Annotated in this window: 15 protein-coding genes; 9 read left to right on the forward strand and 6 right to left on the reverse strand. The window is 54.5% G+C overall.

Annotation, left to right across the window (positions count from 1 at the left end; translation table 11 throughout):
• The first annotated feature begins 173 nt into the window (after positions 1-173).
• The 4 genes from A8O25_RS03395 to A8O25_RS03410 all read left to right on the forward strand — a co-directional run bounded on the left by A8O25_RS03395 (position 174) and on the right by A8O25_RS03410 (position 3,052).
• Complete coding sequence (locus A8O25_RS03395; RefSeq protein ID WP_066830869.1) at positions 174-746, forward strand: MarC family protein; 573 nt, start codon at positions 174-176, stop codon at positions 744-746.
• A gap of 132 nt (positions 747-878) precedes the next feature.
• A complete protein-coding gene (locus tag A8O25_RS03400) occupies positions 879-1,703 on the forward strand; it encodes a carboxypeptidase-like regulatory domain-containing protein (RefSeq protein ID WP_066830871.1) in 825 nt (274 codons plus the stop codon).
• Between the two features lie 167 nt (positions 1,704-1,870).
• Entirely contained in the window at positions 1,871-2,332 is a 462-nt protein-coding gene (gene rnhA, locus A8O25_RS03405) for a ribonuclease HI (RefSeq protein WP_066830874.1), read from the forward strand.
• Positions 2,333-2,335: 3 nt separating this feature from the next.
• Complete coding sequence (locus tag A8O25_RS03410) at positions 2,336-3,052, forward strand: tRNA1(Val) (adenine(37)-N6)-methyltransferase (protein WP_066830876.1); 717 nt, start codon at positions 2,336-2,338, stop codon at positions 3,050-3,052.
• 40 nt (positions 3,053-3,092) lie between these two features.
• On the opposite strand, the gene A8O25_RS03415 is transcribed toward A8O25_RS03410, so the two are convergent.
• A complete protein-coding gene (locus tag A8O25_RS03415; protein WP_066831042.1) occupies positions 3,093-4,424 on the reverse strand; it encodes a saccharopine dehydrogenase family protein in 1,332 nt (443 codons plus the stop codon).
• A gap of 127 nt (positions 4,425-4,551) precedes the next feature.
• On the opposite strand from A8O25_RS03415, the gene cdd reads away from it, so the two are divergent.
• Entirely contained in the window at positions 4,552-5,037 is a 486-nt protein-coding gene (gene cdd, locus A8O25_RS03420; protein ID WP_066830878.1) for a cytidine deaminase, read from the forward strand.
• Between the two features lies 1 nt (position 5,038).
• On the forward strand, positions 5,039-5,689 hold the full coding sequence (locus tag A8O25_RS03425; RefSeq protein WP_082893415.1) for an alpha/beta hydrolase: 651 nt from the start codon (positions 5,039-5,041) through the stop codon (positions 5,687-5,689).
• Positions 5,690-5,860: 171 nt separating this feature from the next.
• On the opposite strand, the gene A8O25_RS03430 is transcribed toward A8O25_RS03425, so the two are convergent.
• The 5 genes from A8O25_RS03430 to A8O25_RS03450 all read right to left on the reverse strand — a co-directional run bounded on the left by A8O25_RS03430 (position 5,861) and on the right by A8O25_RS03450 (position 10,687).
• Positions 5,861-6,250, reverse strand: a complete 390-nt coding sequence (locus tag A8O25_RS03430) for a VOC family protein (RefSeq protein ID WP_066830881.1) — start codon at positions 6,248-6,250, stop codon at positions 5,861-5,863.
• Between the two features lie 145 nt (positions 6,251-6,395).
• Complete coding sequence (locus A8O25_RS03435; protein WP_066831047.1) at positions 6,396-7,148, reverse strand: SDR family NAD(P)-dependent oxidoreductase; 753 nt, start codon at positions 7,146-7,148, stop codon at positions 6,396-6,398.
• A gap of 7 nt (positions 7,149-7,155) precedes the next feature.
• Positions 7,156-7,812 (reverse strand): type IX secretion/gliding motility protein PorT/SprT, encoded by a 657-nt coding sequence (porT, locus tag A8O25_RS03440; RefSeq protein WP_161947687.1) that lies wholly within the window; start codon positions 7,810-7,812, stop codon positions 7,156-7,158.
• A gap of 41 nt (positions 7,813-7,853) precedes the next feature.
• A complete protein-coding gene (ubiE, locus tag A8O25_RS03445) occupies positions 7,854-8,576 on the reverse strand; it encodes a bifunctional demethylmenaquinone methyltransferase/2-methoxy-6-polyprenyl-1,4-benzoquinol methylase UbiE (protein WP_066830882.1) in 723 nt (240 codons plus the stop codon).
• A 161-nt stretch (positions 8,577-8,737) separates the two neighbouring features.
• A complete protein-coding gene (locus tag A8O25_RS03450; RefSeq protein WP_066830883.1) occupies positions 8,738-10,687 on the reverse strand; it encodes an OmpA family protein in 1,950 nt (649 codons plus the stop codon).
• A gap of 374 nt (positions 10,688-11,061) precedes the next feature.
• Here A8O25_RS03450 and yihA point away from each other — a divergent pair, with 374 nt between their 5' ends.
• Genes yihA through A8O25_RS03465 form a run of 3 tightly spaced genes read left to right on the forward strand, consistent with a single transcriptional unit; the run spans position 11,062 to position 12,617 of the window.
• Entirely contained in the window at positions 11,062-11,673 is a 612-nt protein-coding gene (gene yihA / locus A8O25_RS03455; RefSeq protein ID WP_066830885.1) for a ribosome biogenesis GTP-binding protein YihA/YsxC, read from the forward strand.
• Between the two features lie 35 nt (positions 11,674-11,708).
• A complete protein-coding gene (locus A8O25_RS03460) occupies positions 11,709-12,086 on the forward strand; it encodes an energy transducer TonB (RefSeq protein ID WP_066830887.1) in 378 nt (125 codons plus the stop codon).
• 21 nt (positions 12,087-12,107) lie between these two features.
• Complete coding sequence (locus A8O25_RS03465; RefSeq protein WP_066830889.1) at positions 12,108-12,617, forward strand: DUF5606 family protein; 510 nt, start codon at positions 12,108-12,110, stop codon at positions 12,615-12,617.
• The last annotated feature ends 46 nt before the right edge of the window (positions 12,618-12,663 follow it).

Consider the following 12,663-nt stretch of genomic DNA (forward strand, 5'->3'; position numbering starts at 1 on the left):
CCCCCGCTCCTGGTGGCGGCTTACACGTATGTCTAACTCCCGCTACCGGGTCACCGGCGCATTGTCATCGGCGAAGCCGGCCTTTACAATTCCTGCTTCGGGCATGCCCAAAATAAGGACGCATTACCCAAAATGATTAGTTTTGCACCTGAACCTTGCACGTAAAGCCGCCTATGATCGCCTTCAGTCTGAAAGAAATTGTCTCTGTGAGCCTCATTCTTTTTGCCATCATTGATATTCTGGGCTCTATTCCCATCATCATTGAGCTGCGCCGCCGTGAAGGGGTGATCCAGTCTGAGAAAGCCACCATTGTGGCCGGGGCCATCATGATCTCGTTCCTCTTCCTGGGCGACGGGATTCTGAGGCTGTTCGGGATTGATTTTCAGTCTTTCGCGCTGGCGGGGGCCATCATCATCTTTTTGATTGGGATGGAGATGGTGCTGGGCATTCACCTGTTCCACTCCAACCCAGACACCAAGACTGGTTCTATTGTGCCGCTGGCGTTCCCGCTCATAGTGGGGGCGGGCACCATGACCACCTTGCTCTCGCTGCGGGCGGCTTACGCGCTGCCTAACGTGCTGGTGGGCATTATCCTGAACCTGCTGTTTGTCTACATTGTCCTGAAAAGCTCTAACTGGCTGGAGCGCAAGCTGGGCCAGAACGGCACTGAGGTGCTCCGGAAGGTCTTTGGCGTGATTCTGTTGGCCATTGCCATTAAACTGTTCAAAACGCACGTCAATCTCTAAGTTCTGTTTTCGGCCTGTTTTTAAGAAAACACCCCCAAAACAGAAACCGCCCGTTTTAATTTTTTTCGCTTTCACCGTATGGGCAGGCAACCCTTGGCGGCATCTCTGCATTTACCCAAGAAACAAACACCTATGAGGTACCTGGCCCTTCTCCCTTTTTTCCTGCTGGCCCTTGCCGCGCAGGCGCAGCGTGTGCACGGCAGAATTATTGATCAGCAGGCCCAGCCGCTGGAGTACGTGAACATTGGCGTGGTGGGTAAAAACGTGGGCACCGTATCTACGGCCCAAGGCACCTTCGCCCTCACCCTGCCCCCAGACCTGGACGGGGAAATCCTGCAGTTTTCGGCTATTGGCTATGCGCCGGTGCAGTTTAAGGTAGCCGAGTTCAAGCAAAGATTTTCTGGCCAAACGGCACTGGTCCAGCTCAAGGAACAGGCGGTGGCGCTGAAAGAGGTGGTGGTGCGGCCCAAAAAATTTGTCACCAAGGTGGTGGGGAACACCGTTGACTCAAAAACGGTGTCGGCGGGGTTCACCAGCAATGACCTGGGCTCTGAGGTGGGCACCCTCCTCAAGATCAGAAAGCCCTCGTTTCTGGAGAGCGTGCGGTTCAACCTTGCCGGTAACAAGTATGATACCCTATTTCTGCGGGTGAACGTGTACAAGGTGGTGAAAAACGTGCCCACAGAGAACGTGCTGCGGGAACCAATCTACCTCAACGTAGCAAAAGGAGACATCAAAGACGGCCTTACGCTAGACCTGAGCCGGTACAATGTTTACCTGGAGAGTGATGCCCTGCTTTCTCTGGAGCTGGTACGTGACTTGGGCACCGGGGGCCTCTGGTTCAGCGGCGGTTTCATCAACAGTGACTCCTACTACCGCAAGGCCAGCCAGGGCAGCTGGCAGAAAGTGCCCCTTCTGGGCCTGGGCTTCAGCGCCGTGATCAGCCAGGAGAAATAAAGCCTGCCCCAGAGAGCGCTGCATTTTCTGTTTTGGAGCTATTTTTCAGAAAACAGGCCAAAAACGCACTTTTGCGCGGTGCCCTACGGGGGTGAAAATAATCTCCCGCTGATAGCCGCCGCTTGCGCAGAGATGGGTAATTTTGCGGCAGACTAACCAGACCTGTTTTGATTGAGATTTATACTGATGGCGCTTCCCGCGGAAACCCTGGCCCGGGCGGATATGGCGTGATTATGCGCTATGGCCCCCACGTGAAAGAGCTGAGCGAAGGCTTCAGGAAGACCACCAACAACCGCATGGAGTTACTGGCGGTGATTGTAGCCCTGGAATCTATCACCAAGCCGGGCATTCCCATCACCGTGTATTCAGATTCTAAGTATGTGATAGATGCCGTGGAGAAGAAATGGGTGCTGGGCTGGGAGAAGAAAGGTTTCTCGGGCAAGGCCAACCCTGATCTGTGGCAGCGCTTTCTCAAGATTTACCGCAAGCACCAGGTAAAGTTTGTCTGGGTGCGCGGGCACGCCGGCCACCCGGAGAACGAGCGCTGTGACCAGTTAGCCGTTGCCGCCGCCCTGCAACCCAACCTGCCGCCAGACCGCGGTTTTGAGGCCAACCCCACCGCCGGCTAACGTATGCCCAACCCGTATTTCCAGTTTAAGCAGTTTACCGTACAGCAGGACCAGTGCGCCATGAAAGTGTGCACAGACTCCTGCGTGCTGGGGGCACACGCCCCTGTCACGGGTGCCCGGCGTATTCTAGACATTGGGGCGGGAACTGGTTTACTCAGTCTCATGCTGGCCCAGCGGGCCCCTCAAGCAATGATTGAAGCCGTGGAGATTGACCCCGCCGCCGCCGCCCAGGCCGCCGCCAACCTGGCCGCCAGCCCGTGGGCAGAACGGCTGTTGCTCCACCCCATGAGCCTGCAGGAATTTGCCGCCGCCGCCCCGGCTCCGTTTGACATGATCATCAGCAACCCGCCGTTCTTTCAGGCTTCGCTCAAATCTGCAGATACCGCCCGCAACACCGCCAAACACACCGGTTCCCTCACGTTCAAGGAGATCATCGGCTTTGCCGAACGCTTTTTATCCCTGGAGGGTCACCTGCACATTCTGCTGCCCCCACATGAAGCCCGGGTATTTGCCCAAGAAGCCTTAGCCGCGGGCTTTTACACCAGCCATATTCTCTGGCTGGAGGCTACCCCCCAAGGCAAACTGCTGCGGGCCATTCACACCTACACCCGCGTGGCCGGACCGGTGGGGGAAGAAACGCTGGCTGTGCGGGAAAAAGACCACACCACCTACACCTTGGCGTTCAGGCAGCTGCTGCAAGACTATTATTTGATCTTTTAGCGTTTCTGGCCTGTTTATGGAAAAACAGGCAGAAACAGGACTATTCTTCTTTCTCAGTGAACTGGACCCCAAGCTGCTCCAGTTCAGCTAGAATGGGTTCATAAAGCTCTGGCTGCAGGGGCACCACTACCCCGCGCTGCTGAATCTGGCCCTGCAGCAGCAGTTTAGTGGCAATGCCAATGGGCAGCCCCACAGTTTTGGCCATGGCCGTGTGCACCTCGTCTTCGCCCAGCACCACCAGTGACGAGGTTAGTTTTTTATGTTCGCCGTTCAGGTCATACTCAAGAAGGTGCTGCATCACAATCATGTCTTTGTCACCGGGGCTGAGTTTCCAGCGGGGCACCAGCAGCTTTTCCAGGGCCTGGGCGGGGGTGGCGTTCTCCAGACCAATGGGCAGCTCGTCAAACAGGCCCGTCCAGCCTACCATGTACAGCTCCTCAGCGTCTGGGGCCAGCCCTACGTGGGCCGCCACCCGCTCCTTCAGGGTCAGCTCCTGGTCTGTGCCCGGCAAGAAGCTCTCCACCAGTTCCCGGTAGGTCATGTTGGCAGAATTTTCCAGCACGTAGGAGTCATCTGTGAGCCCCAGCTGCACCAGCACCTGCCATGCCTGGCAGTACCCAGACCGGCGCAGGGTGCCGCGCAGCAGGGTGGGAACCTCCTGCAGGCCGTACGGCTGCCGGTAACTGAGGGAGTCGCGGTTGGCATAGCCGTCAAAATACCCGAAGCCGTCTACCAGAATGGTCTCTGTGCGCTTGAACAGCTGCGGGTACGGAATGTATTTATAGGTGCCGTTCTCTATGTATCTGGCCGTTCCCTGGCCCGCCACAATCACGTTTCTGGGGTTCCAGGTGAACTTGTAGTGCCACGGGTTGTTGTCAGACTCAGGCGCCAGCAGGCCGCCGGTGAAAGATTTAAAAGCAGTAACCGTGCCCCCCTGCTGCTTAACCTGGTGAATGATCTTCATGGCAGACATATGGTCAATGCCCGGGTCCAAGCCGCATTCCATCACAAACACCAGCCCTTTGGCTTCGGCGGCCGCCGAAAGGGCCTTCAGCTCAGGGGTGACGTAAGAGGCGGTGATCAGGTGCCGGCCCAGGGCCAGGCAGCTCTGGGCCACCAGCGGGTGAAACAGGGCGGGCAGCATGGAAATCACCACCTCGGCCTTGGCAATCTCGCGCTCCCGCTGCTCCCGGTTGTGCACGTCAAAGACAAACGTGTGGGTGTAGCTGCTGAGTTGCACAGAAGAGGGCAGGTGGTCAACGCATACATCCCCAATGGCCACCTCCCATTGTTCGGCGGCAGCCTGAGACACCAAATACTCAATCAGAACGGAGGCCGAGCGGCCAGCCCCCAGTAGCAGAATCTTTTTCATAGCGGGTATCAGAGCGTAAGTGGCACCCAAAATGCCTATTTTCTGCCGGACTGGCAACCTATTCTTGCACTTTCGGGCTATCTTATTAACTTTGACTCCCGTACGAAGCCGTGCGGAACCCACCCGTATGACTGAAAAAGTACAACTGCACATCACGTATGACGTGGTGTCTTCCCTCACTGAACTACCTGAGCAGGAGCAGCAAGTGATGCTGCTGGCCCAGCAGGCTACCAGCAACGCGTACGCCCCTTATTCCAATTACCTGGTGGGTGCCGCCCTTGCCCTTTCAGACGGGAGCCTGCACCAGGGCACCAATCAGGAGAACGCCGCCTACCCTTCTGGCCTCTGCGCTGAGCGTACGCTGCTTTTTGGCGTGGGCTCCAACCACCCAGACAAGACCATGGAGGTGCTGGCCGTAACGGTGCGCCGCCGGCATGAAAGCCATTACCTGCCCGCCTGCCCGTGCGGGGCCTGCCGCCAGGTCATTGCCGAATACCAGAACCGGCAGGGCTCTCCCATAAAGCTGCTCATGCAGGGTCAGGACGGGAAGATTATAAGGATACAGTCTGTGGCAGACCTCCTGCCGTTCATGTTTACCAAAGACCAGCTTTAACTTGGCCGCCACCCATAGAACCATAGAAGTACCGCGCACGGCGCACCTGCACCAGTTGGGCACCTTGTCCCCGGCCACCAAAGATCTCTGGCTGGTCTGCCACGGTTACGGGCAGTTGGCGCGCTTTTTCATCAGGCATTTTGAGCCGTTGCCAGACGGGCAGACAGCCGTTATAGCCCCAGAAGCCCTCTCCCGTTTTTACCTGCAGGGCGTGGGGGGCCGCGTGGGCGCCACCTGGATGACCAAGGAAGAACGTCTGCACGAAATCAATGACTATGTCTCTTATTTGAACCTGGTGCGGGAGATGGCACTGCAGGAGGCGCCCAATGCCAAACTGCACGTACTGGGCTTCTCCCAAGGCGCGGCCACCGTCTGCCGCTGGCTGGCGCAGGCGCAGTGGCCTGTTGAGGAGCTGGTGCTGTGGGCGGGCATGTTCCCGGAAGACATGGCAATGGTCTCTGCCCGGCAGGCGCTGGCCCACACCCGCCTCAGTTATGTGTATGGCCTGCAAGATGAGTTTGTAACCGATGAGAAAGTGCAGGAGCAGTTGAACAGAGTGCGGGAAGCCGGCCTGCAACCAGAGATCATTACCTTTCAAGGAAAGCATGAGATTAACGCCACCGTTCTGCAGCAGCTCAAAGCAAGAAGCTAGCCCGGTGTTATTTTAAAGTTCTTCCCAGACAGAGATGGTTCTGTTTTTGACCTGTTTTCCAAAAAACAGGTCAAAAACAGAACTCTATATCCCCACAGCAGGATCTCTTGAGAAAAGGCTCTGCCGTTTTGGGGCTGTTTTCCTGAAAACAACCCCAAAACAGCTTTTGCCTCAGCCCCAGATGCCGGGCATGATGATCTCCAGCAGGTGGTGATCGGGATCCCGGAAGTAGCAGGACTTTCGGCCGTGCAGCCAGGTCTGTTCGTGTTCAATTGCAAGATTGGCTTGACGGAGTTTGTCTTTCCAGCGGGCGTAGTCTTCGGCCTCACATTCAAAAGCCAGGTGCAGCTGCCCTTCCCCAAAGTGCGGGGGCAGGTCTTTGCTTTCACGGGTCTTCTGGGCGTTAAAACACAGCAGCACCGAACTGCCCGCCCTGAAAAACACGTGGCGGTCTGGCATTTCGCCTATGATGGGCAACCCCAGGGTATCTGCGTAAAAGCGGGTGGTGCGGGCAAGGTCCTGCACGTACAGGCACGTCTCTTTGATCTGTCTGAATTCCATAAGCTGCAGAAATTGCTTTTCATTGAACGCGCCGACCGGGAGAAAGATGTTCTGTTTTGGCGCTGTTTTTCTGAAAACAGCGCCAAAACAGCAAGCCCCGCTCTCTGGTGAAAACGGGGCTTGCTAAGGTATCTTTCTAAGAACGTTACTGCTTGTGAATGACCGTGGCGGCCGCCTGGGCCGCGGGCAGAAGGGTGACCTCGGCCAGGTTCACGTGTTTGGGGCGGGTGATCATGAACAGAAGCAGCTCTGCTACGTCTTGCGCGGTGAGCGCCTCAAAGCCTTTGTACACGTTGGCGGCCCGCTCCTTGTCACCTTTGAAGCGCACCTCAGAGAACTCAGTCTCCACGGCGCCGGGATTCACCTCAGAGACCTTCACCCCCTCATGCACCAGATCAATGCGCATGGCTTTGGAGAGGGCGTCAACGGCAAATTTACTGGCGCAGTACACGTTTCCGTTGGCGTAAACCTCTTTGCCGGCTATAGACCCAATGTTGATGATGTGCCCGGTCTTGCGCTCCACCATCACCGGCAGCACTTCTTTGGTCACGTAGAGCAGGCCTTTCACGTTGATGTCTAGCATGGCTTCCCAGTCACTGATGTCCCCGCTCTGGATGGGGGCCAGGCCGTGGGCGTTGCCGGCGTTGTTCACCAGTACGTCAATATTCCGCCATTGGGCGGGTAGGCCGGTGATGGCTTTCTGTACCGCCTCTCTGTCCCGCACGTCAAACTCAAGCGGGAAGACCTGTTCTGCGCCAAACGTTTCCACCAGCTCCTGCAGCCGTTCCCTGCGTCTGCCGGCGGCAATAATCTTAAAACCGTTCTGGGCGAGTATGATGGCGGTGGCTCTGCCTATACCAGAGGTGGCTCCGGTCACCAAGGCTATTTTCTGTGACATGGTGGCGTTATTCAAAGTTCAGGTAAAGGGTAATGGTATTAGAGGTCAGGTTCTGGATGCTGTTGTTGTACACGCTGTTGGCCGGCTGGTGCAGGTTGGTAATGCCTCTGGAGAACCTTAGCTCCGGGGCAAACTTAAAGAACGGGTAGAACATGTCCAGCCCCACACCAAACTCAACAGAGAAATCTGAGGTGGCCACCTGCAGGACCTCAGGGTCGTTCTTTTTCTGGCCGCCCACCACCAAAGACGGTTTCACGCCGGCAATGAAATACATCTGGGTGTTCTTGCGGCGGTTGGCCTCGTACTTGACCAGCAGCGGAACTTCTGCCGCAAACGAGTTGATGGCCTGTACCACGGTTTCGTCTCCCTCTCCCCGCACGTTCCCCTTGTACTCCACCTCACGGCTGTGGTAGCCCACACCCGGCTGCAACCGCACCACAAAATCTGGCGAGAGACGGTAGGTGGCAATGAAATTCACATTAAAGCCAATGCCCTGCATGGGGTTCACGGCAATGCCGGTGCTGGCGTCTTCTCCCAGTTGTTCTACATAGTTGCGGGAGTGCTCCAGCTGGTACCAGGAGGTGTTAAGCCCCAGGGAGAAGCCCCACCTGATCTTGCGGTTCTCATACCCCTGCAGGTTTTCGCCTTTCAGTTTCTGGGCCACAGCCTGGTTCCCGGCCAATAGGCAGAACAGGAGCAGACATATTATTTTGTACCGGTGTAGATAGAGCTTATGCCAAAAGTAAGAGAGTGCCATTCTGATTGATTAAAACCGATTTTACGGAAGATAGCCAGGAAATCATTGCCGTCTGGAAACGCCTGCACTGATTCTGGCAGGTACGTATACGCAGCATTGTCTTTTGAGATTAGCTTTCCGAAGACCGGCAGAATATGTTTGAAGTAGAAGTTGTAGGCCTGTTTCATGGGAAACGCCTGCGGCTTGGAGAACTCCAGCACTACCACCCTTCCGCCCGGCTTGAGCACCCGGTGCATCTCTGAGAGACCTTTCTCCAGGTTCTCAAAATTGCGCACCCCAAAGGCTACCGTGATGGCGTCAAAATGGTTGTCTGGGAACTGGATGTTCTCAGAGTCACCCACCTGCAGCTGCACCAGATGGCTCAGGCCCCGCTTCTCAATCTTCTGGCGGCCCACCTCCAGCATGCCCTCAGAGATGTCAATTCCAATGACCTGTTTCGGCTTAAGCCGAAGGGTTTCCAGGGCAAAGTCACCGGTGCCGGTGGCAATGTCCAGAATGAGCTGGGGGTTAGACTTCTCTAACAGTTTTACCGCTTTTTTGCGCCAGATAATATCCACGCCGGCGCTCAGAAAATGGTTCAGAAAGTCATACCGTTTGGCAATGCTGTTGAACATCTGCGCTACCTGCGTCTTCTTACCGGCCTCCAGGTCTTTATAGGGAACTACTGACATGTGCTACACTTTTATGATGAGGCAAAGCTACTATGCTTTAACTAGAAAACCTGTATTATGTTGTGCAATGCCCTGCCCACAAACCACAGCGCCCCGGCCAGAAACGGCCGGGGCGCTGTTTTGAGGCTGTTTTGGGAAAAGTAGGCCAAAAACAGAAACGCTTATTTCTTCTCGTCTGCCCTCCGGATCACATTGAACTCTGTGCGGCGGTTCAGCTGCATGTTCTCAGGAGAATCATTTGGTGCCACCGGACGGCGCTCACCGTAGCTCACCGTGATCAGGCGGTTAGGGTTAATACCCTGGCTCACCAGGTAGTTGTAGGCGGCGTTGGCCCTGTTCTCCCCTAGCAGCATGTTGTAAGAATCTGGCATGCGGGAGTCAGTGTGGCCGTCTACTGACAGTCTCAAAGATGGGTTCGCCTTCAGCACCCGTACAATGTTATCCAGCTCTTTGATTGACTCTGGGCGCAGGTTGTACTTGTCAGTGTCAAAGTAGATGCGTTTGAAAGCAAAGGCCTGGGCACCAATACCGGAGGTTCCTTCAAAGTCAATGTAGAAGTCTTTCTCTACCACGGTGGTGTCATTCAAGGAGAGTGGCACCTCAAACTGCTCAGTGGTGATCAGTTTCCCGTCTCTGGACAGGGTGACCTGGTAAGGTCTGGCCGAAAGCACCGTTACCTGATAGTTTCCGGAGTCTGGCTTGGTCACGTCACGGTATTCCAGGGGGGTGTTGTTGGCGGCTTTACCGGTAAACACCAGCTCTACGCCCGGCACAATGGTACTATCCCGCAGGCTGTACACGTGGCCGCGTACAATGGCGTTTCTGATGTAGCTGATGGTGTAGATGTCTTTCTCCCCGTAACCACCCATGCGGTAAGAAGAAAGATAAGCCAGGCTTCCATCTCCGCTCAGGCGGTAATAGGTGTCATCATCTGGCGTATTGATAGGGTAGCCCACGTTTTCTGGACGGCTCCAGCGGCGGCTCACTGAGTCAAATTTGATCACAAAGATGTCATAGCCGCCCATGGTGTTGTGCCCGCGGGAGCTGAAGTACATGGTCATACCGTCTTGGGTAAAGTAGGGGCTGTCTTCATCAAACTGCGTGTTCACGCCGTTCCCAAAGTTCTTAGGCTCTCCCCAGCTTCCGTTGGGCTGGCGCTTGGCATAGTAGATATCCAGGTCCCCGTTCTGGGAGAAGTGGTTGGTGGAGAAGTAAATGGTTTGACCGTCTGGGGTGATGTAGGCATCACTTTCAAAGTCACCGGTGCTGATGTTCAGTTTCTGAGGGGCTCCCCAGGTTTCGCCCTCTTTGCTGGACACAAAGATGTCCCCGTTGGTACTCTTGTTCTCATTGCGGTACAGCAGGAATTTGGAGTCATTGTCAAACAACTGGATAGAGGCGTCATGCCCGGTACCGTTCAACCGGCCACTCAAAGAGGTGGGTTTCTCCCAGCTGTCTGGGCCTAATCTGCGGGATTCAAAGATATCTTCATAATACTCGCCGTCTGCCGCCTCTTTGCTACCGGTCACGGCCGCACTGCGTGAAGTGAAGAGTAGATAATTGTCATCTTTAGAGATGACAGGGCTGTGCTCAGAAAATGCGGTGTTGATCACAGGACCCAGGTTTTTCACGAACACGTCTTTGGCGTTGGCCACTTCCTTTTTGGCGTTACGGGCGTGCTGAATAAGCAAGGCCGCCTGCTCTTTGCCTTCCTCATCCCGTTTCCCTAACCCTTTCTGGTAGTTCTGGGCATGCTGGATAGCCTTGTCAAACTCGTAGTTCACCAGGTCTACGCGGCCCAGCCAGTACAGGACGTCTGCCTCCACCTTGGGTTTTAACTGATACGCCTTGTAGATGTACTCGCTTGCTTTCTCTTTGTCAAAAGCAATCAAGGAAATACCGGCGCGGTAAAGCGCTTTGGCGTTGTTTGGATCCCTTTCCAGCGCACGCTCATAGAAAGGCAACGCAGACCGGAAGTTTGCCTGGTTAAAAAGTTTATCACCGCTCCTGATAAGTTGACGGGTACTCTGGGCCATGACCGCAGAAGAGATGAAAAACAGTGTCAGAAATAGAAATGCTGCTCTAAACAACCGTTTGTCTAAGTGATCCATAGAATAAAGGTTAAAAAAATATAGCTACAATTTTGTGCAACTCACGCTATTACGCTTGTGAAGCAGAAGGGGCATCTGCTCACTTCACCACTTACATAAAGTGTTCCAGGGAAGTTACAATTATATTCAAATTTTTAGATATTGTGCCGCTGCCCCTGCTTTTTATTCAGCCTTTCCCTGTTTTCAGGTAACCCTAAGCATTGATCCAGGTTGGCAGTATAGAAAGTTCCTCGCCAACAGATACTGTAAAAAGCCATAAATGGTTATATTTTTCTCTCCTGTAAATGCCCCTTTTGGCCAATAGTCCGGTCTTGTAGCAGGTTGCCCAATTAATTTGGTAACTTTGGGGCATCAGGCACTCGTTTACGCACTACATGGTTATTAAAGACGCAAAGTTTATCTGCAGCAACACCAAGGCAGAACAATGCCCCCAGACTACCCTACCTGAATATGCCTTTATTGGCCGTTCAAATGTAGGCAAGTCTTCGCTGATCAACATGCTCACCGGCCGATTAAAATTGGCCAAGACTTCTTCTTTCCCGGGCAAAACCCAACTTATCAACCACTTTCTGATCAATGAGCAATGGTACCTGGTAGACTTGCCGGGGTACGGCTGGGCCAAGGTGAGCAAGGAGTCACGGGAAAAATGGGGCAAGATGATCAAGTACTATCTGCAGAACCGCCCAAACCTGGCATGCGTTTTGGTATTGATTGACTCCAGGCTCCCGCCGCAGAAACCAGACCTTGATTTTATGGAGATGCTGGGAACCATGGGAGTGCCATTTGTGCTTATCTTCACAAAGATTGACAAGCAGTCTGGCCAGAAAACTGATGCCAACATTGCCGCTTACATGAAGACGCTGGAAGAAACCTGGGAAGAGCTGCCCCTGTATATGAAGAGCTCCTCTACCACCCGGCAGGGCAGAGAAGAAGTTCTGGCGTTTATTGAAGAGGTAAACAAGCGCTACCAACTGGAACGGGAATAATAACCAACTATCTTTACGTTTAAATTTTTACTACCATGAAATTGAAGAACAGCCTTCTGGCAGGACTTTTCGCTCTTATGACCGCGGGTGCCTTTGCGTTTGAAGCGCCCAGAACTGTTGTGCAGACGGGTAAGCTACCGGTAGCAGAACATTACAACGGCGGGCAGGACTCACTGGTGGCGCACCTCCAGCGCAGCATCCAGTACCCGGCCCTGGCCAAGCGCAACCGTATGCAGGGGCAATGCATTATTGGCTTCACCCTGCAGGAAGACGGCGCCATCATCAACCTTAAGATTTTGAAAGAGGTGGGCGGCGGCACCGGCCAGGAGGCCCTGCGCGTTGTGCAATTACTCAAGTTCAAAGCGCCCGGCTACAGCCAGCAGTACAGCGTACCGGTGAATTTCAAACTATAACCTTAACCAACTTTTTTCTTTATGCCTTTTGACCTGAAAGAGATTGCCTCTATTTCCGGTATGCCCGGCTTGTACCGGATTGTTGCCCCTACCCGCAGCGGGATCATCATAGAAAGCCTGGCTGAGAAGCCGGCACGCAGCGTGGCCCAGGCCCGCAACCGTGTGTCTATTCTGCAGGAGATCTCCATGTACACCAATGATGCTGAAGCAACGGTTCCGTTGGCCGACATCTTTGACCGTATTCGCAGCAAGTATGGGGCAGACCTGCCGGTGAATGCCAAATCCAGCACACAGGAGCTTTCTTCTTTTGTGGAATCTGTCCTGCCAGACTATGACCAGGAGCGGGTGTATGCCTCAGACATGAAAAAACTGGTACAGTGGTACCAGCTGGTAAACCAGTACGTGCCTTACACAGAAGCTTCTGAGCAGGAGGCGCCTGCCTCTACCCAGGCAGAGGCTGAAGCACCTGCAGAAACAGAAGACAAGGCCGGGGAAAAGAAAAAGCCAGCCTCTAAGAAGAAACAGGCGTAAGCTGCGGCTACCGCTTCTTCACCAAAAACAGAAAGGCCCCCGCCAA

Origin of the sequence: Rufibacter ruber (assembly GCF_001647275.1) — a bacterium.
Taxonomy (GTDB): Bacteria; Bacteroidota; Bacteroidia; order Cytophagales; family Hymenobacteraceae; genus Nibribacter; species Nibribacter ruber_C.

Excerpts from the sequence above, each read along its gene's own strand:
- A8O25_RS03395 (WP_066830869.1), top strand. The coding sequence starts at position 174 with ATGATCGCCTTCAGTCTGAAAGAAATTGTCTCTGTGAGCCTCATTCTT.
- A8O25_RS03400 (WP_066830871.1), top strand. The coding sequence starts at position 879 with ATGAGGTACCTGGCCCTTCTCCCTTTTTTCCTGCTGGCCCTTGCCGCG.
- A8O25_RS03410 (WP_066830876.1), top strand. The coding sequence starts at position 2,336 with ATGCCCAACCCGTATTTCCAGTTTAAGCAGTTTACCGTACAGCAGGAC.
- A8O25_RS03415 (WP_066831042.1), bottom strand. The coding sequence starts at position 4,424 with ATGAAAAAGATTCTGCTACTGGGGGCTGGCCGCTCGGCCTCCGTTCTG.
- cdd (WP_066830878.1), top strand. The coding sequence starts at position 4,552 with ATGACTGAAAAAGTACAACTGCACATCACGTATGACGTGGTGTCTTCC.
- A8O25_RS03430 (WP_066830881.1), bottom strand. The coding sequence starts at position 6,250 with ATGGAATTCAGACAGATCAAAGAGACGTGCCTGTACGTGCAGGACCTT.
- A8O25_RS03435 (WP_066831047.1), bottom strand. The coding sequence starts at position 7,148 with ATGTCACAGAAAATAGCCTTGGTGACCGGAGCCACCTCTGGTATAGGC.
- ubiE (WP_066830882.1), bottom strand. The coding sequence starts at position 8,576 with ATGTCAGTAGTTCCCTATAAAGACCTGGAGGCCGGTAAGAAGACGCAG.
- A8O25_RS03450 (WP_066830883.1), bottom strand. The coding sequence starts at position 10,687 with ATGGATCACTTAGACAAACGGTTGTTTAGAGCAGCATTTCTATTTCTG.
- yihA (WP_066830885.1), top strand. The coding sequence starts at position 11,062 with ATGGTTATTAAAGACGCAAAGTTTATCTGCAGCAACACCAAGGCAGAA.
- A8O25_RS03460 (WP_066830887.1), top strand. The coding sequence starts at position 11,709 with ATGAAATTGAAGAACAGCCTTCTGGCAGGACTTTTCGCTCTTATGACC.
- A8O25_RS03465 (WP_066830889.1), top strand. The coding sequence starts at position 12,108 with ATGCCTTTTGACCTGAAAGAGATTGCCTCTATTTCCGGTATGCCCGGC.